The organism is Microbispora triticiradicis, assembly GCF_005864065.1.
GTDB classification, from domain to species: Bacteria; Actinomycetota; Actinomycetes; order Streptosporangiales; family Streptosporangiaceae; genus Microbispora; species Microbispora triticiradicis.
In genome coordinates this window covers 477,791-495,803 of the sequence record NZ_VANP01000005.1, presented here as the reverse complement: position 1 = coordinate 495,803, position 18,013 = coordinate 477,791, and the positions used below count along the sequence as shown (strand labels likewise).

Genomic DNA, 18,013 nt, shown 5'->3' with positions numbered 1-18,013 from the left:
AGATACCGCTTAGTCTGACACCCTTTGAAGGGTGAGCGAGCGCATCCGCGGCGGGGCGGGGGGTGTCGCCTCGGTAACGGTACCGGAGGCGCCCCGGCGGCTGCGGCCGGGGGACACCGTCGCGCTGGTCGCGCCCGCCGGGCCGGTGGATCCCGTACGGCTGGAGCGCGGCGGGGCGGTCCTGGAGGAGCTCGGCCTGCGGGTCGTGCACGGAGCGTCGGTGCGGGCCCGGGAGGGCTACCTGGCGGGGCCCGACGCCGCACGCGCCGCCGATCTCCAGGAGGCCTGGTGCGACCCCGAGGTGGCGGCCGTCATCTGCGCGCGGGGCGGCTACGGCACGACCCGGCTGCTCGGGCTGCTCGACTGGGACGCCATGGCGGCGGCCGGGCCGAAGATCCTGCTGGGGTCGAGCGACATCACCGCGCTGCACCGGGCCTTCGCCGACAGGCTCGGCCTGGCGACGCTCTTCGGGCCGATGCCGGCCTGCGCGACGATCAGCGACCCCGGGGGGCCCGAACCGGTCACGTTCGCCCACCTGCGGCAGGCGCTGTTCGAGGGCGGCACGCCCGCCCCGATCACGGGCGACCGCGTCGTCGTGCCGGGACGGGCCGAGGGACGGCTCACCGGGGGCAACCTCGCCCTGCTCGCCGCCCTGTGCGGCACGCCGTACGCGATGCGGGGGGAGGGCCGGATCGTCCTGCTGGAGGACGTGACCGAGGAGCCGTACCGGATCGACCGGATGGTGACGCAGTTGCTCCAGGCGGGCTGCCTGGACGGCGCGGCGGGGATCGTGCTCGGATCATGGGTGGACTGCGGCGACCCGCTGCCGGTGCTGGCCGAACGCCTGGCGCCGCTGGGTGTGCCGGTCCTCGCCGGGCTGCCCGTCGGACACGGATCACCACAGCTGAGTATGTGGTTGGAGACGAATGTGGCTATTGTGACCGAATCGTGTTCCGTCGCGGGCGCAATCCGCGACTCCGACGCGGCAACCTGATACGCGCCCGGAGGCGCCCGGGCCGTGGTGAAGGGATGGTGCGTTGGGACTCTTGCGGCGACTGCTCAGCCGGACGCGACCGGACCATCCCGCCCCGAGAGCCGTCGAGGACGTCGATCTCGACTCGCTGCTGGGGCTGGTCGCCGAGACCATGGGCTACACCTGCGGGTTCGCCGCCGACGGCACGTCGCTGACGCTGTCCTCCCCCGAGCGCGAACGGGTGGTGAACCTCGTCGGCCTGCGCCGTGAGGCCGCCCGGCGCACCCGGGAGGACTGGCCCATGCTGGTCTCCGAGCACTTGGCCCACGCCGTGTCGGGGGAGCCCTTCGACGCGTGCAACCTCAAGCCGATCAAGCCGCTGCTGCGCACGCGGGTCCACGCCGCCGACGACCCGGCCTTCCCCGACCCCTCCCGGATCATCGGCCGCCACCTGAGCGCCGACCTGATCGAGGTGCTGACGATCGGCGCCCGCCCGGTCCGCCCGGAGGAGGCGTTCTGCTGGCCCATCCCCCCGGGTGAGGCGCTCGACGTCGCGGTGGGCAACGCCCTGGCCGACGAGCGGCCCACGGTGTCCCGGCTGGACCTGGGCGGCACGGAGGTCACGCTGCTGACCGCGCCCAGCGCGGCCGCCCACCTGCGCCGCCTGCCCGCGCACACCCACGTGCCCGAGGACGGCATGCTCGCCGTGCTGCCGCACCGGGGGTTGATCGCCGTGCATCCGGTGGCCGGCATCGGCGTGGTGCGGGCCATCGAGCGGCTGCGCCTGTTCGCCCACCGGGAGCACGCCGGCCACGCCGACGGGCTCAGCCCGCACGTGTACTGGTGGCGCCGCGGCAAGCTGACCCGCATCCAGGCCGACCTGATCAGTCACGACGGGCAGACCCGGCTCGTCGTCGCGCCGCCGCCGGAGTTCGCCCGGCTCCTCGCCCGGATCGCCGGCCGGTCCTGAGTTCGGCTGAACTGGTCGGCGCCGGGAATGTCCCGCGGCCGGGCATGGTTCAACGCGTCAGAAGTTGAACTTTCAACCAGGAGAGGTGGCCATGCCCGCCGTCACCGCAGACACCCTGACCCTGCCCCGCGTCGCCGCACCTGATCCGGCCGTCGCCGGACCTCGCCCCGTACGGTCGGTGACGACCGCGCCCAGCGGCTTCGAGGGCGAGGGCTTCCCCGTACGGCGCGCGTTCGCCGGGGTGCCGCAGTCGCTGCTGGACCCGTTCATCCACATGGACCAGATGGGCGAGGTCGAGTACGCCCCCGGTGAGCCGAAGGGCACGCCGTGGCACCCGCACCGCGGCTTCGAGACGGTCACCTACATCATCGACGGCGTCTTCGAGCACCAGGACTCCAACGGAGGCGGCGGCACCATCACCAACGGCGACACCCAGTGGATGACCGCGGGGTCCGGCCTGCTGCACATCGAGAAGCCCCCGGAGCACCTGGTGGTCTCGGGCGGGCTCTTCCACGGCATCCAGCTGTGGGTCAACCTCCCCCGCGCGCACAAGTTCCACCTGCCCCGCTACCAGGACATCCGGGGGCGGGAGGCGGCCCTGCTCGCCTCCGCCGACGGCGGCGCGCTGCTCCGGGTCATCGCCGGAGACCTGGACGGGCACGCCGGCCCCGGCGTCACGTTCACCCCGATCACGATGGTGCACGCGACCGTCAGCCCGGGCGCCCGGCTCGACCTGCCGTGGAACCCGGACTTCAACGCCCTCGCCTACGTGCTGGCCGGCCAGGGCTCCGTGGGCGCCGAGCGGCGGCCGGTCCGCAAGGGGCAGCTCGCCCTCTTCGGCCCGGGCGGGTCGCTGACCCTCGCCGCGGACACCGCCCAGCCGCAGGCCGAGCCCGCTCTGGAGGTGCTGCTCCTCGGCGGGCGGCCGATCCGCGAGCCGGTCGCGCACTACGGCCCGTTCGTGATGAACACCCGCGCCGAGATCATCCAGGCGATGGAGGACTACCAGGCGGGACGCCTGGGCGTCATCCCCGCCGAGCGGGTCCCGCACGCCGACGTCCCGCTGTCCGAGACGCCCTGACGGCTAGCCTCGCAGAGCCAGCGCCGTACGGATCAGGTGGATGTGGCTGAAGGCTTGGGGGAAGTTGCCGAGTTGGCGGTGGGTGCGGGGGTCGTATTCCTCGGCGAGGAGGCCGACGTCGTTGGTGAGGTTGACGAGGTGCTGGAAGAGTTGGTTGGCCTCGTGGTGGCGGCCGGTGAGGGCGCGGGCTTCGGCGAGCCAGAAGCTGCAGGCGAGGAAGGCGCCTTCGCCGCCGGGGAGGCCGTCGACGGGGTTGTGTTCGGCTGGGTTGTGTTCTGCGGTGGGGTAGCGCAGGACGAAGCCGTCGGTCATGAGTTCGCGTTCGACGGCGTCGATGGTGCCGGTGACGCGGGGGTCGTCGGGGGGCAGGAAGCCGACGATGGGGATCTGCAGGAGGGCGGCGTCGAGTTCCTGTGAGCCGTAGGACTGGGTGAAGGTGTTGCGGACCGGGTCATAACCCTTCTCACAGACCTCCATGTGAATGCGGTCACGCAGCCCCCGCCACCTCTCCACGTCGCCCTTCCGGCCCAGCTCCTCGATCACCCGGACCATGCGGTCGGCCGCGACCCAGGCCATGACCTTCGAGTGGACGAAGTGGCGGCGCGGCCCGCGCACCTCCCACAGCCCCTCGTCCGGCCGGTCCCAGTTGTGCTCGAAGAACCTCATCACCGCGGTGATCATCGCCCAGGCGTGGTCGTCGGGGGGCATGCCCTGCTTGCGCGCCTCGTACAGGGCGCTCACGACCTCCCCGTAGATGTCGAGCTGGAGTTGCGTGGCCGCGCCGTTGCCGATCCGCACCGGCCGGGACCCCTCGTACCCGGACAGCCAGTCGAGCGTCGTCTCCGGCAGCCGGCGCTCGCCCGCCACGCCGTACAGGACCTGGATGTCCTCCGGGCGGCCGGCGATGGCGCGCAGCAGCCAGGAGCGCCAGGCGTCGGCCTCCTCGACGTACCCCGAGCCGGTCAGCGCGTCGAGCGTCATCGCCGCGTCGCGCAGCCAGCAGTAGCGGTAGTCCCAGTTGCGCACCCCGCCGAGGTGCTCCGGCAGCGAGGTGGTCGGCGCGGCGACGATGCCGCCGGTCGGGCTGTAGGTGAGGGCCTTGAGCGTGATCAGCGAGCGGACCACGGCGTCACGCCACGGGCCCCGGTATCCGCACCGGGACGACCAGGCCTCCCACATGGCCACGGTCTCGCGGAGCTGCTCCAGGGGATCGATCCGTTCGGGCTCCGGGTGGTGGGAGGGGTGCCAGGTGAACATGAACGGCACCCGCTCCCCGGCGGACACGCTGAAGGTCGCCTCGTGCCGGTAGTCACCGCCCTGGAGATGGACGGGAGAGTGGATCCAGACCGAATCGGGCCCGCCGACGGCGTGCAGGTGGCCGCCCGTACGGCGGACCCAGGGCACGATGCGGCCGTAGTCGAAGCGGATGCGGATCTCGGTGCTCATCTCGACCGTGCCCGACAGGCCCTCCACGATCCGTACGAGATCGGGGTTGGCCGAGCGGGGCGGCATGAAGTCGATCACCTTGACCGCGCCGGTGGGCGTCTCCCAGACGGTCTCCAGGACGAGCGTGTCCCCGGCGTACGCCCGGCGGGTCGCCTCCTCGTGGCCCGTCGGGGCCAGGCGCCAGAAGCCGTTGGACTCGTCGCCGAGCAGCCGGGCGAAGCACGAGGGGGAGTCGAAACGCGGCAGGCACAGCCAGTCGACCGAGCCGTTCCGGCCGACGAGGGCGGCCGACTGCATGTCGCCCACGAGGGCGTAGTCCTCGATCCGCATGCCCGCCACGCTACCCGGGAGGCGGTACCTACGCCGCTCCTACGCCGCCGGAGCGAGGCTCGCGGCGTCCGGCCGGTCGACGAAGAGAGCGCCGGATCCGCCTAGCAGGGCCGAACCGGCGAAGTTGGCGTTGACCGCGCTGCGCTCCGCCGCGCTGGGGTTGGCGTTGGTGCAGCTCACCGGGGCGCTGGAACCGGACATCAGGTCGGAGCACAGGCCGGTCCGCCGGTCGGGCAGGCCGAGGATATGGCCGATCTCATGGGTGGCGATGCGCAGCGGGTAGTAGCCCTCGCTCGTCGCCTCCCTGCCCATCCAGATCGTGCCCCGGCCGAGGCTGGTGCGGCTCGTGCGCGGCCAGCCGTTGTCGGCGAGCACGGTGAAGTCGGCCGGTGTGCCGGCCACGAGCCGGACGTTGGTGACGCTCGCGTTCCACACCTGGGCCGCCTGGTCGACCACTGTGCGGAACTCGGCGGCCCGGCTCGCGTCGTAGCGGAGCACGCGCACCGCGCTCACTGTGCTCACCCCGCTCACCCCGCTCACCCCGGCGTGGGCGGACGGCAGGGGCGACAGCAGGACGAGGCCCAGGACCAGGGCCGGGAGGGCGCGGAGGAATCGTGACAGGCGCATCGAGATCTCCTCGATCGGGGGTTGCCACCGCGAGGCACGCCTCGGGTGGGGCTGCCGTCAACGTACGCGCGGCGAAGCCCCGCGGGGACAGGCCACTTTCCCCCTATCACTTCGGTATAGGGCGCCTGACCGTCAGCCCGTCTCGGGACGTCCGGCTGTGGTGGGCGGCGGAGTGCCGTAAAGCGGGCGCGCGGCCGCGCCGCTCAGCGCCTGGGCGGTACGGATCAGGTGGATGTGGCTGAAGGCTTGGGGGAAGTTGCCGAGTTGGCGGTGGGTGCGGGGGTCGTATTCCTCGGCGAGGAGGCCGACGTCGTTGGTGAGGTTGACGAGGTGCTGGAAGAGTTGGTTGGCCTCGTGGTGGCGGCCGGTGAGGGCGCGGGCTTCGGCGAGCCAGAAGCTGCAGGCGAGGAAGGCGCCTTCGCCGCCGGGGAGGCCGTCGACGGGGTTGTGTTCGGCTGGGTTGTGTTCTGCGGTGGGGTAGCGCAGGACGAAGCCGTCGGTCATGAGTTCGCGTTCGACGGCGTCGATGGTGCCGGTGACGCGGGGGTCGTCGGGGGGCAGGAAGCCGACGATGGGGATCTGCAGGAGGGCGGCGTCGAGCTCCTGTGAGCCGTAGGACTGGGTGAAGGTGTTGCGGACCGGGTCGTAACCCTTCTCACAGACCTCCGCGTGGATGCGGTCACGCAGGGCGCCCCACCGCTCGAACGGCCCCGTACGCCCCAGTTCGGCCGCCCCTCGGGTCATGCGGCTCATGGCGAGCCAGGCCATGACCTTCGAGTGGACGAAGTGGCGGCGCGGCCCGCGCACCTCCCACAGCCCCTCGTCCGGCCGGTCCCAGTTGCGTTCGAGGAACTCGGCCCCCTTCACCAGCAGCGCCCAGGTGTAGTCGTCGGGCGCCATGCCCTGCTTGCGGGCCCGGTAGAGCGCGTTGACCACCTGGCCGTAGACGTCGAGCTGGAACTGGCCGGCGGCGCCGTTGCCGATGCGGACGGGCCGGGCGCCCTCGTAGCCGGGCAGCCAGTCGAGCGTCGTCTCCGGCAGGCGGCGTTCACCGGCCACGCCGTACATGATCTGGTGGTCCTCGGGTCGGCCGGCGATGGCCCGCAGCAGCCACACCCGCCAGGCGTCGGCCTCCTCGACGTATCCGGCCCGCAGGAGCGCGTCGAGCGTCATGGCGGCGTCGCGCAGCCAGCAGTAGCGGTAGTCCCAGTTGCGCACCCCGCCGAGGTGCTCCGGCAGCGAGGTGGTCGGCGCGGCGACGATGCCGCCGGTCGGGCTGTACGTCAGGGCCTTGAGCGTGATCAGCGAGCGGACCACGGCGTCACGCCACGGGCCGCGATAGCCGCAGCGCGCGGCCCAGTCCTGCCACAGCCGGATGGTCAGGCCGAGTTCGGCGAGAGGGTCGATGGCCCTCGGCCGCGGCTGGTGGGAGGGATGCCAGGTGAACACGAAGGGCACCCGCTCCCCGGCGGAGACGGTGAAGGCGGCCTGGTGCCGGTAGTAGCCGCCCTGGAGGTGGACGGGGGAGTGGATCCAGACCGAGTCGGGGCCGCCGACGGCGTGCAGGTGGCCGCCCGTACGGCGGACCCAGGGCACGATGCGGCCGTAGTCGAAGCGGATGCGGATCTCGGTCGTCATCTCGACCGTGCCCGACAGGCCCTCCACGATCCGTACCAGGTCCGGGTTGCCCGACCGGACCGGCATGAAGTCGAGGACCCTGGCCGTCCCGGTGGAGGTCTCCCAGTCGGTCGCGAGCACCAGGGAGTCCCCGACGTACGCCCGCCTGGCGGCCGTGTCCCGCCCCGCGGCGGCCAGGCGCCAGAAGCCGTTGGACTCGTCGCCGAGCAGGCGTGCGAAGCACGAGGGGGAGTCGAAACGCGGCAGGCACAGCCAGTCGACCGAGCCGTTCCGGCCGACGAGGGCGGCCGACTGGGTGTCCCCGACGAGGGCGTAGTCCTCGATCCGCATTCGCTCACCTCCCCGCGCGGCGCGTCATGACGGCTGCGTACCCGGTGACCGGGTGGTGACCCCGGCCGGGGCCCACAGCTTCATGAAGACCTGCGTCAGCGGGCCGATCGTCAGGGCGAACACGATGGTGCCGATCCCGGCGGTGCCGCCGAGCAGCCATCCGGCGGCGAGCACGGTGAGCTCGACGATCGTGCGGGCGAGCCGGATCGACAGGCCCATCCGGTGCAGGCCGGTCATCAGGCCGTCGCGCGGCCCCGGGCCGAAGCCCGCGTGGATGTAGAGCCCGGAGGCGGCGGCGATGGCCACGATCCCGCTTAGCAGGAAGATCCACTGGACCGGCCACACGGCGGGCGTGGGCACCAGCCACATCACGGCGTCGGCGCTCGTGCCCACCACCAGGACGTTGCTGATCGTGCCGAGGCCGGGCCGCTGCCGCAGCGGGATCCACAGCAGCAGCACCAGCGCGCCCACCAGGTTGATGCACATGCCGATCGACCAGCCGGTACGCACCGAGAGGCCCTGGTGGAAGACCTCCCACGGGTCGAGGCCCAGGCCGGACTCGACGAGCAGCGCGATCCCGCCGCCGTAGAGCGCCAGGCCGACGTAGAGACGGACGAGCCGGAACGGAAGCGAGCTGGGGCGCGAAAGGGAGAGTTCGGTCATAGTGGGCTCAATGGTGCAGGCCAATGGTTTGCCATAAAAGGGCCAATCGACGAAATTGGTCCGCATGGACCGGTATCTCAGCGCTCCCCAGCTCGCCCGGCTCGTCCGGGTCCCGCCGAGCTCCCGCCCGTATTACCGGGCGCTCGCGGACGCCGTACGCGGTCTGATCCTCGACGGGAGACTCGCCGTGGGGGTGCGCGTGCCGCCGGAACGGCACCTGGCCGAGTCGCTCGGCGTCAGCCGCACCACCGTGACCACCGCGTACGACCGGCTGCGCGAGCAGGGCTACCTGGAGAGCAGGCAGGGGTCGGGGAGCCGCACCGCCCTGCCGGACCCCGGCGCACTGGGCGTGGACAACCCGTGGCTCGCCTCCGACGAGGACGGGCTGCTGCCGCTGCACGCCGCCGCCCCGCCCGCGATCTCCCTCCTCGGCGAGGCTGTGGAGGAGGCGGGCCGGGCCTACCACCGGTACGCGCTGGGCTCGGGCTACCACCCGCTCGGGCTCGCGCCGCTGCGGGAGGCGATCGCCCGCCGGTACGGCGAGCGGGGGCTGCCCACCCGGCCCGAGCAGATCCTCGTGACGGGCGGGGCGCAGCAGGCCGTCCATCTGATCATGTCCCTGCTCGCGGGGCCGGGGGACCCGGTGCTGGTCGAGTCGCCGACGTACCCGCACGCGATCGACGCGGCCCGGCTGCGGTCGGCCCGCCTGGTGCCGGTGGGCGTCCAGGAGGACGGCTGGCACCTCGACCTGGTGAGCGGCGCGATGCGCCAGTCGGCGGCCCGCCTCGCCTACGTCATCCCCGACTTCCAGAACCCCACGGGTCACCTCATGGACGACGCCGGCCGCGCCGCGCTGGTCGGGGCCGCGCGGCGTCATGGCACGACGCTCATCGCCGACGAGGTCTGGGCCGAGATGGCGCTGGACGCCTCCGTACGCGCGACGCCGCTGGCCGCGTTCGACACCGACGGGCGGGTGATCAGCGTGGGATCGGCGTCGAAGCTGTGGTGGGGCGGCCTGCGGGTCGGCTGGATCCGGACGACCGCGGCGATGGTGCGGCGCCTGGCCCTGCTGCGCGCCGCCGTGGACATCGCGAGCGCCGTCTTCGACCAGCTTGTCGTGGCTTTCCTGTTCGAGCGCATCGAGGAGGCGCGGGCCGAGCGCCGCCGCGCGCTCAACGCCTCGCTCGCCGCGCTCACCGGGGTCCTGCGCGAGCGGCTGCCGGGCTGGGCCTTCACCCCGCCGCCCGGCGGCGGGTCGCTGTGGGTGCGGCTCGACACCCCGTCGGCGAGCGCGGTCGCGGAGGCCGCCGCCGCCCGGGGGGTACGGCTGTCCCCGGGGCCGTGGTTCGGGGTGGACGGCACGCTGGAGCGGTACGTGCGGCTGACGTTCACCCAGCCCCCGGCCGTGCTTGAGGATGCGGTACGCCGCCTCGCCTCCTCCCCGGCCACTTCCCCGGGCGCCTCGCACGTCGTCTCCGGCATGGCCTTCCTTGGGGGCCCTCCGGCCGGCCGCCCATCCCGGGAGCCGCTCACGCCGACCCTGTGACCACCGTCTGGCTGGCTATTTCGCCGCCAATTGCAAAGAAGCCGGGCAGGGGCCACATATTAGGCAATTGGGAATTCGCCTGTGGCTCCAGCAATTCCCGGTGCGGGGGTGTTCATGACCGGCTGATGTGGAAGAATTCATACAGGATTTCGAATCTCTCGGGGAGGTGTTATGGATCTGTTCGACACTGGGCCTGAGCGCCCCTCTCGTTCGAACGATACCGGTGCCGACGACTGGTGGGGGCAGCTCACCGCCCGCTCGCCCCTGTGGTCCACCGAGGATTCACTCGCCCGCGAATATGTGCCGATTGTCGACCCTGTGGCGCGGAAGCATGCGAGTCGGTTCGACGACTCGGCGGAATCGCCGGGGCCCGCTCGTCCATTCACGACTCGTGGGGGTGCCACGTCTGGTGCCGAATCCACCCACGATGAGAACGCGCGTGGTGTCTCCCCAGACGGTGCTTCTCCTGACGGCATCGGGTCTGCCGCCAGCGGTGATCCCACTGGTGCTTCTGGTGGTGAGTCCGGTGGCGTGTCTGGCGGTGCCGAGGGCGCCGGCCGGAGCGGTGCGGGCCCAGACCGGGATGCTTCTGGTGCTGGTGGGTCGTCGTGGGTGGCGGTGGCGGCTGTTGGTGAGGCGGCCCGGGCGGTGGCGCTGGTGTCGGTGCCTGAGTCGGCGCAGGTGTGTCTGGCCGAGGCGGAGGAGTTGCTGGCGGCACGGGACCGCATCACCTCGGCGTTGGCCGCCCGGGTGGGCCGGGTGCATCGGGCCGGAGAGGCGAAGAACCACGGGCATGCCTCCACCAGGTTGTGGCTGCGATCCGTCGGCGGGATGACCATCCTCGGGGCCGGTCGGTTGGTGACGATGGGCGTGGAGTTGGGTCGTCTGTCGCGGGTGCGTGAGCGGTTCGCGGTGGGCAGCCTGGCGGAGGGGATCGTGGAGGCGATCTGCACGGCCACTGCGGGGTTGACCGACGAGCAGGCGATCACCGCTGAGGGGATTTTGCTGGAGTTGGCAGGTTCGGCGGGTGCGGTTGAGGTGGCAAAGGCGGGGCGGTATCTGCGGGCGGTGCTGGACCCCGACGGGCACGAGCAGGATGAGCAGGCCGATTTCGACCGCCGGTTCTTCCGGGTGTGGCGGCGCCGGAACGGCGGGCTGGAGGGAGAGTTCTACCTCCCGGTCGAGGCGGCCGCGCGGTTGCAGCACCTGCTGGACGTCTACGCCAAGCCCAAGGCCGAGGGCGACGACCGCACCCCGAGTGTGCGGAACGCCGATGCGTTCATCGCGTTCCTGGAGAACAAGATCGCAACCGAGCTCCTGGTGCTGGTCAACGCCGAATCCCTGCCCGACGACCCCCCAGCCGGCGAACCCTCACGCGAGCCCGCAGGCACCACCCCCTCAGGTGATCCCACAGCCGACCCCTCAGACGACCCCACAGCTGACCCCTCTGCCGACCACCCCACCAGCGACCCCTCAGACGCCGACCCGAGCGACAGCCCTGGCCCCGACTCCGGCACCTACCCAGGCCCTGGTCCTGATCCCGACCCTTCAGGCACCGACCCCGGCCCTGAGCCCGGCTCAGGCGACGACCCCGTTCCCGGCCCTGATGCCTGCGCCGCTGCGGACTGCGGCTCCGGGGCCTGTGCGACCCGCACCGATGCGACCTGTGCGGGCGCGAACTGCGCAGAGGCGACCTGTATCGGCGCGACCGGCGCCACCGGCGAGCCCTGTGCCGCCGACTCCGCCTCTGATCCGCCGCCTGAGGACGCCGACGCCCATGACAACGCTGAGGGCCGCCCCGCCGGTGACTGCCCAGCGGAGGACTACTGGCATGCCTCTAAGCCGGATGAGACGCCGCGCTGGATGCCGGGGGCGGGAGCCGACGCTCCGCCGGAAGCGGGACCCGATGCCTGGCTGGGAGCGGAACGCAGCACCCCGCCGCGTGGGGAGTGCGACGGCCCTCCGGAAGCGGAGTCTGCTGCTCCGCCGTGGACGGGTGGCGGTGCCTGGGCGGGGGTGGGGGTGAACAGTCCGCCGCCGGGGGTGTGGTTGCGGGGGTTGCCGGGGTTGATCCTGGCGACCGGGCATCTGCTGCCTGTTGCCGGCGTGCATCGGCTGGCCCGTACCAGCACTTTGGTGCGGATCGTGATGGATGCCGGTGGGCAGGTGCTGGACATGGGCCGCAAGGTGCGGTTGGCGACCCCGGCGCAGCGGCGGGCGGTCTTCGCCCGGTATGCGACCTGCTGGGTGGACGGCTGCCCGCTGCCCGCCACCATGTGCCAGATCGACCACGCCGAGGACTGGTGCAGCGGCGGGCTGACCGACCTCAGACTGCTGGGACCGGCGTGCCAGTTCCACAACCGCGACCGCTACCGCCACCCGAACCGCTACACCCGCCGCAAGATCGGAGCCGACCGCTGGGCCTTCACCTACCGCAACCCCCGCACTGCCCGACTGCGGGTGTAGGCGCGCGCTGGATCCAGAGGGCTTGCGCTCATCGTGATGTGAGGGGCCGGGGCGGCGGCGGTCAGGACGAGGCGGGCACGGGTGGCAGGTGGTGTTCGGCCATGAGGAGGCGGAGCCTGCGGACGAACAGCAGCATGAGGAGGCCCGCGGCGACCGCGGCGAGCGCGAGGACCAGGTAGTACACGGGCATGGACACGACCGTGGTCAGCCGGTAGGTCTGGCCCCCGACGGAGTCGCCGAGCGCCATCGCCAGGTACCACACGCCCATGAGCTGGTTCTCGAAGGCCCGGGGGGCGAGCTTGTTGGTGGCCGACAGCCCGGCCGGGCTGAGGAACAGCTCGGCGATGGTCTGGATGAGGTAGACCGACAACAGCCACATGATCGAGACCTTTACCCCGTCCGAGGCGACGCCCGCCGCGACGGACATCACGACGAAGCTCAGCCCGACGATCACCAGGCCGATCGCGAACTTGAGCGGCGTGCTGATCCGGGTGCCGGCCTTGAGGAACATCTCGGCGAACAGCGGGGCGAGCACGATGATCGCGAGGGAGTTGATGTTCCCCACCCAGCCCGGGGGGATCGTGAAGCCGAACACGTCGAGGTTCGTGTCCTTCTTGGCGAACAGCAGCAGCGAGCTTCCGGCCTGGTCGTAGACGAGCCAGAAGATCGCCGCGGCGAGGAACAGCCACACGTACGCGAACAGCCCTCTGCGCTCCTCCGCGGTGACCTCGTGGGACGAGAACAGGAAGGCGAAGTACGCGATCGGCACGGCGGCCGTCACGACCGTGAGCACGAGGGCGAAGCGGTCGACGGTGAGCGTCCCGCTGACCGCCCACAGGGCGAGCCCGCCCGCGGCGACGGCGAGGCAGAGCCCGGCGACGACCTTGAAGCGGTGTTCCTCGGCGGGCGTGAGCCGGTGGTCGGGTTCCTCGCCGGCGCCGCAGAGGGTCGCCCTGCCCCGTACGTACTGCACGAGGCCGAAGAGCATGCCGATCGCCGCCGCGCCGAAGGCGAGGTGCCAGCGGCCGCCGGTCTGCAGCCAGGGCACGATCATGATGCCGAGGAACGCGCCCAGGTTCACGCCCATGTAGAAGATCGTGTAGCCGGAGTCGCGCCGGGCGTCGTCCTCGTGCCGGTACAACTCACCCACCAGCGCCGCCATGTTCGGCTTGAGCAGGCCGCTGCCCAGCGCGATGAGCACGAGGCCGAGCCAGACGAATCCGCCGCCCATGGGCATCGCCATGCTCAGGTGGCCACCCATGATCACCGACGCGCCGACCAGTACGGTCCTGCGCGCCCCGAGCAGCCGGTCGGCCAGCCAGCCGCCCACGACGGCCAGCAGGTACACCGAGGCGACGTACACGCCGTAGACGCCCACGGCGGTCGTCTCCGGCAGGCCCATGCCGCCGCGGGTGGCGGGCGCCGTCAGGAACAGCACGAGCACGGCGCGCATGCCGTAGTAGCTGAAGCGCTCCCACATCTCCGTGCCGAACAGCGTGGCCAGCCCTCGCGGGTGGCCGAAGAACGGTCGCTCCCCGGCAGGCGGCCCAGGTCGTCCGGATGCCATGCGTACCCCCCGATCACGCATCATCTCAGTACTTTATATGCACTTATGTCCTGTTTGTCCGTTTGAGATGACGCATTCTTGTGCTCCCCGCCCACGGAGTCTTGTCCTCGGTGATCCCCTGTGGTGCGATGCAGGCCACGCGTGCGACATACCCGTTGGGAGGCACGATGGCCGGCGTTCTCGAGGAGCGGGCCGCGATCGAGCACGAGATCGCGGACAGGACCCTCTGCGAACAGTTCAGATGGGCCGCGGAGGAGAACCCGGACGCGCCCGCCTACTCCGATCCCGACGGCGCCGGAGGCTGGCGCACGCTGACGTACGCCGAGGCACGGCGGCGCGTGCTGGAGATCGCCGCCGGCTATGCCGTGCTCGGCCTGCGGCCGGGGGAGGCGGTCGCGCTGATGCTGGTCAACCGGAGCGAGCATGTGCTGGCCGACCTCGGCGCCGTCCACGCGGGCGCCGTCTCCTGCTCCATCTACGCGACCTTCGCCCCCGAGCAGGTCGCGTACGTCGCCCGTGACGTCGGGGCCCGGGTAGCGGTGCTCGGCGGCCCCGGCGACCTGGCCCGCTGGGAGCCCGTGCTCGGGGAGCTGCCCGAACTGACCAGGATCATCATGCTGGAGGGCGCCCCCGAAGGCGACGAGCGTTTCCTGAGCTGGGAGGACTTCCTGGTGCTCGGCGCGCGAGCGTACGCCGCCGACCCGGAGGCGGCCGAGCGGCGCTGGCGGGAGGTGACCCCGGACGACGTCCTCAGCGTGCTGTACACCTCCGGCACGACCGGCATGCCCAAGGGTGTCCCGCTCACGCACGCGAACGTGCTCTTCGAGATCGCGGCGACGCAGCGGATGATCGACCTGCCCGAGCGGGGGACGCAGATCTCCTATCTCACCTATGCCCACATCGCCGAGCGGGCGCTCAGCCTGTACCTGCCGCTGTTCAAGCTCAACCACGTGTACTTCTGCACTGACCTGGCCGCCCTCGCCACGGCGCTGGGCCAGGTGCGCCCGGTGCTGTTCTTCGGCGTGCCCCGCGTCTGGGAGAAGATGGCCGCCCGGCTGCAGGCGCTCCTGGCCGCGCAGCCCGCCGACCAGCAGGAGAACGTCCGCGCCGCGATGGCCGCCGGGCTCGCCTACATCGAGGGGCAGCAGTACGGCCACACGGTCTCGCCGGAGGTGCGGGAGGCGTACGAGCGGGCGGACGCCGCACTGCTGTCGGTGATCCGCGGCCTGATCGGGCTCGACCGGGCCCTTTGGTGCGCCACCGCCGCCGCGCCGATGCCGCCCGAGGTGCAGCGCTTCTTCGCCGGCCTGGGACTGAAGGTCATCGACGTCTACGGCATGACCGAGACGACGGGCGCCTTCACGGTCAACAGCCCGGAGGTCTTCCGGCTCGGCACGGTCGGACGGGCCGAGCCCGGCGTCGAGGTGCGGGTGGCGGCGGACGGCGAGATCCTCACCCGCAGCCCGCTCAACACCCGGGGCTACCTGGGCCTGCCCGAGGCGACCGCCGAACTGCTGGACGCCGACGGCTGGCTGCACACGGGCGACGTCGGATCGATCGACGAGGACGGGTTCGTCCGCATCGTCGACCGCAAGAAGGAACTGTTCATCACCTCCGGAGGGGAGAACGTGTCCCCGGCCGTGATCGAGGGCCACCTGAAGGAGCACCCGCTCATCGGGCAGGCCCTCGCGTACGGCGACGGGCGGCCGTACCCCGTGGCGATCCTCACGCTCGACGCGGAGGTCGCGCCCGAGTGGGCGCGGGCCCGCGGCATCGCCTTCGAGTCGCTGGCCGCCCTGGCCGGGCATCCGGACCTGCTCAAGGAGATCGAGGCTGCGGTGGAGGCCGCCAACCGCAAGCTCGCCCGGGTGCAGCAGGTCAAGCGGTGGCGGCTGCTGCCGGTCGAGTGGACGGCCGAGACCGAGGAGCTCACCCCGAGCCTCAAGCTCAAGCGCCGCGTCGTGCACGCCAGGTACGCCGACGTGATCGAGGAACTGTACGCGGCCGGCTGAGCCTGGGGAAGTTTTACCGGCCCGGGAGAGTGTCGGGGGCGGGACGCGTGCCGGGCGTGCGTACGGTCTCGGGGCATGACGACGCCTCTTCTCGTGCCCGCACTCGTCGCGTCCTCCCTCGCCGGGTCATCTCTCGTCGCGTCATCTCCGGCCACGGTGCCCGCTCCCGTGCCCGCCGCCGGTGGGACGGCGATCCGCTCGGTCGTGGTGCGGCCGTCCGACCCCGTCGTCGGGCCGGCCGGATCGGTACGGCTGGTCGTCGACGTGGTGGCGCGCGGCGCGAACCGCGTCTCGGTCGTCCTCGAACCCGGCCGCGCCCCCTCCGCCCCTGGGGAGGAACCGGGAGGGGAGGGCGCAGGCGGGGAGGGGCCGGGTGGAGAAGAGCCCGGTGCAGGGGGGCCTGGTAAAGGAGAGCCCGGAGGGGAGGACGATCCGGGCGACGGCCCCCCACCGCCGTTCGGTGACGCCGTGCCGATGCCGGGGCTGAGCGGCCTGGCCACCGCGGTGCCCGGCATCGTCGGCGCGGCCAGGCACGGGCGGGCCGCCGGGCCGGTCCCGGCCGGAGGAGACAGCGCGGCCGGAGGAGACAGCGCGACCGGGGGATGGGAGACGTGGCGCTTCCTGCCCGACCGGCCCCTGTCGCGGTGGTACCCGAGCGGGCCCTGGACGGTCACCGCGACCGCCGTGGACGCCCGGGGCGGGACGGCCGTCGCGCGGGCGGTGTTCCATCTGCGGCGCGCGACCGAGATCGAGGGGCTCAAGGTCGCCCGTGGCCGGGGCGGGGACGACACCCGGGTCACGGGGACGCTGCTGCGCGTCGACCCGGGCGGGCGGGTCGACTACCGGCCCTTCCCCGGACAGCGGGTGAGGATCTCCTTCAGGCCCGCCGGGTCGTCGGAGTGGCGGCCCGTGGGCGAGGCGGTCACCCGGAGGGACGGCTGGTTCAGCGCCCGGACGCGGGAGGACGGCCAGGGCGCCTGGCGCGCCGAGTACGCGGGATCGCCCCGCTACGCCGCCGATGTTAGCTCCGAGCGCTAGGCATAAAACACCCTTTAATGCCATAGAAAGCACAGAAGTGGCATATAAGGGACAGTTACAGACTCGTTACAGTTTACCCTGAGAAACCTGGCAACTTTCCTTTTCCTTTTAGCGTCTATGACGTTGGCGCGCCCCAACCCGGGGGCGCGTTTGAACACGGGGAGAGGACACACCCTCATGGTGAAACGAGCTGCTACCGCCCTGGCAGTGATCGCCATGGGCGCCACGGCGCTCGCGACCGCGCCCGCTCACGCGGACCCGGTCACATCCACGCCGACGCCCACACCGTCGGCCACACCGACGCCGACCCCCACACCCACCCCGACCGCGGACGGCCGGCGCCCGTACGTGCCCGAAGCGCGAATCCTGTGGTTCGGCGTCAACCCGGACGTGGTCGTCGTGGGCGGGCGTGGCTCCGCCACGGTCTCCGCCTCGGTCAGGACCAAGGACGTCAGGAAGGTCACCTTCACCCTGTCCGGGTCCCGCGGGCACGGCGGCGGCCACGGTGGCCACGACGGCCCGTGGTGGGGCAAGCGTAAGAGCGGCGGCCCGCACGACGGCCCGTCCTTCGACACCTTCTCCCAGTCGTGGAGCTTCGACAGGCACGACCGGGAGGGCGTCTACAGGGTGCGGATCGAGGCCGAGGGCCTCGACGGCCGGACGCTCACCGCGGAGCGCTCCTTCAGGGTCAAGCGCAAGGAGTGGCACGCGCCGCGTCCGTCCGGCCCCAAGGCGACCCGCATCGTCGGCTTCGACGCCACGCCCGAGCCGGTCCGCAAGGGCCGTGCGCTGACCCTCAAGGGTGAGCTGCAGGTCGCGCAGTGCTACTCCGACTGGTACTTCGGCTGGAACGGCTACACCGGCCATCGCGGCGGGCACGACGACTGCTACGACAGCCGTGACTACTGGCACGACTGGCACTGGCTGGGCTCCCAGGAGGTCGGCGTCTACTTCCTGCCCGCGGGCTCCCGCAAGTGGCGGTACGTGGACACCATCAGGACCGACGGCGACGGCGACTTCGCCACCCGGGTGCGGGCCTACCAGTCGGGCACCTGGGGCGTGCGCTTCGACGGCACCCGCCGTCTCAAGGGTTCCGAGGCCACCGACTATGTCAAGGTGATCCGGCACCACTAAGTAACACCCCAGAAAACGAACATATCAGCAGTTCACGGACGCCTGGCCCCCCTAGGAGGCCAGGCGTCCGGCTTTTTCCTGACTCATCCGCAGATTAACGATGACAGTTCGGGTAGAGAGGTCCCTGTGCTCACGTCCGGCGGTCATAGTGGTGAGATCGCGGTCACACAGGGCGAGCACCCGCTCGCGTCG

12 protein-coding genes and 1 pseudogene are annotated in these 18,013 nt (G+C 71.8%); 8 read left to right on the top strand and 5 right to left on the bottom strand.

Annotation, left to right across the window (positions count from 1 at the left end; genetic code table 11):
* The first annotated feature begins 31 nt into the window (after nt 1–31).
* From FED44_RS16335 to FED44_RS16325, 3 genes are all read left to right on the top strand, one after another.
* Nucleotides 32–994, top strand: coding sequence for a S66 peptidase family protein (locus tag FED44_RS16335; protein ID WP_244301985.1), 963 nt, complete (start codon nt 32–34; stop codon nt 992–994).
* A 43-nt stretch (nt 995–1,037) separates the two neighbouring features.
* Nucleotides 1,038–1,943, top strand: coding sequence for a hypothetical protein (locus FED44_RS16330; protein WP_244301984.1), 906 nt, complete (start codon nt 1,038–1,040; stop codon nt 1,941–1,943).
* Nucleotides 1,944–2,034: 91 nt separating this feature from the next.
* A complete protein-coding gene (locus tag FED44_RS16325; protein ID WP_138461183.1) occupies nt 2,035–3,024 on the top strand; it encodes a pirin family protein in 990 nt (329 codons plus the stop codon).
* A 3-nt stretch (nt 3,025–3,027) separates the two neighbouring features.
* On the opposite strand, the pseudogene FED44_RS16320 reads toward FED44_RS16325, so the two are convergent.
* The 4 genes and pseudogenes from FED44_RS16320 to yczE form a co-directional block, all read right to left on the bottom strand.
* Nucleotides 3,028–4,827 (bottom strand): annotated as a pseudogene (locus FED44_RS16320) (glycoside hydrolase family 15 protein); the annotation flags it as partial.
* A gap of 12 nt (nt 4,828–4,839) precedes the next feature.
* Nucleotides 4,840–5,427: a snapalysin family zinc-dependent metalloprotease gene (locus FED44_RS16315; protein ID WP_111698735.1), complete on the bottom strand. Its 588-nt coding sequence runs from the start codon at nt 5,425–5,427 to the stop codon at nt 4,840–4,842.
* 132 nt (nt 5,428–5,559) lie between these two features.
* Nucleotides 5,560–7,395 (bottom strand): glycoside hydrolase family 15 protein, encoded by a 1,836-nt coding sequence (locus FED44_RS16310; RefSeq protein ID WP_138461181.1) that lies wholly within the window; start codon nt 7,393–7,395, stop codon nt 5,560–5,562.
* A gap of 24 nt (nt 7,396–7,419) precedes the next feature.
* Nucleotides 7,420–8,058, bottom strand: coding sequence for a membrane protein YczE (gene yczE / locus FED44_RS16305; protein ID WP_111698739.1), 639 nt, complete (start codon nt 8,056–8,058; stop codon nt 7,420–7,422).
* 64 nt (nt 8,059–8,122) lie between these two features.
* Here yczE and yczR point away from each other — a divergent pair, with 64 nt between their 5' ends.
* The gene (gene yczR / locus FED44_RS16300; protein WP_138461180.1) at nt 8,123–9,604 is read left to right on the top strand and encodes a MocR-like transcription factor YczR; all 1,482 of its coding nucleotides are present in this window, start codon (nt 8,123–8,125) and stop codon (nt 9,602–9,604) included.
* Between the two features lie 618 nt (nt 9,605–10,222).
* Nucleotides 10,223–12,070, top strand: coding sequence for an HNH endonuclease signature motif containing protein (locus FED44_RS16295; RefSeq protein ID WP_167521491.1), 1,848 nt, complete (start codon nt 10,223–10,225; stop codon nt 12,068–12,070).
* Nucleotides 12,071–12,131: 61 nt separating this feature from the next.
* Here the strand turns inward: FED44_RS16295 and FED44_RS16290 are convergent, their stop codons facing one another.
* Nucleotides 12,132–13,637, bottom strand: a complete 1,506-nt coding sequence (locus FED44_RS16290) for a peptide MFS transporter (protein WP_138461178.1) — start codon at nt 13,635–13,637, stop codon at nt 12,132–12,134.
* 167 nt (nt 13,638–13,804) lie between these two features.
* Between FED44_RS16290 and FED44_RS16285 the strand changes: the two genes are divergently transcribed.
* From FED44_RS16285 to FED44_RS16275, 3 genes are all read left to right on the top strand, one after another.
* Nucleotides 13,805–15,649 (top strand): AMP-dependent synthetase/ligase, encoded by a 1,845-nt coding sequence (locus FED44_RS16285; RefSeq protein ID WP_138461177.1) that lies wholly within the window; start codon nt 13,805–13,807, stop codon nt 15,647–15,649.
* A 75-nt stretch (nt 15,650–15,724) separates the two neighbouring features.
* Nucleotides 15,725–16,687, top strand: a complete 963-nt coding sequence (locus tag FED44_RS16280) for a hypothetical protein (RefSeq protein WP_133305899.1) — start codon at nt 15,725–15,727, stop codon at nt 16,685–16,687.
* 177 nt (nt 16,688–16,864) lie between these two features.
* Nucleotides 16,865–17,821, top strand: coding sequence for a hypothetical protein (locus FED44_RS16275; RefSeq protein ID WP_138461176.1), 957 nt, complete (start codon nt 16,865–16,867; stop codon nt 17,819–17,821).
* Nucleotides 17,822–18,013 lie beyond the last annotated feature (192 nt).

Coding starts and splice junctions, on each gene's coding strand:
- FED44_RS16310 (WP_138461181.1), bottom strand. CDS start 7,395: ATGCGGATCGAGGACTACGCCCTCGTCGGGGACACCCAGTCGGCCGCC.
- yczE (WP_111698739.1), bottom strand. CDS start 8,058: ATGACCGAACTCTCCCTTTCGCGCCCCAGCTCGCTTCCGTTCCGGCTC.
- FED44_RS16280 (WP_133305899.1), top strand. CDS start 15,725: ATGACGACGCCTCTTCTCGTGCCCGCACTCGTCGCGTCCTCCCTCGCC.
- FED44_RS16290 (WP_138461178.1), bottom strand. CDS start 13,637: ATGGCATCCGGACGACCTGGGCCGCCTGCCGGGGAGCGACCGTTCTTC.
- FED44_RS16315 (WP_111698735.1), bottom strand. CDS start 5,427: ATGCGCCTGTCACGATTCCTCCGCGCCCTCCCGGCCCTGGTCCTGGGC.
- FED44_RS16325 (WP_138461183.1), top strand. CDS start 2,035: ATGCCCGCCGTCACCGCAGACACCCTGACCCTGCCCCGCGTCGCCGCA.
- FED44_RS16285 (WP_138461177.1), top strand. CDS start 13,805: ATGGCCGGCGTTCTCGAGGAGCGGGCCGCGATCGAGCACGAGATCGCG.
- FED44_RS16275 (WP_138461176.1), top strand. CDS start 16,865: ATGGTGAAACGAGCTGCTACCGCCCTGGCAGTGATCGCCATGGGCGCC.
- yczR (WP_138461180.1), top strand. CDS start 8,123: ATGGACCGGTATCTCAGCGCTCCCCAGCTCGCCCGGCTCGTCCGGGTC.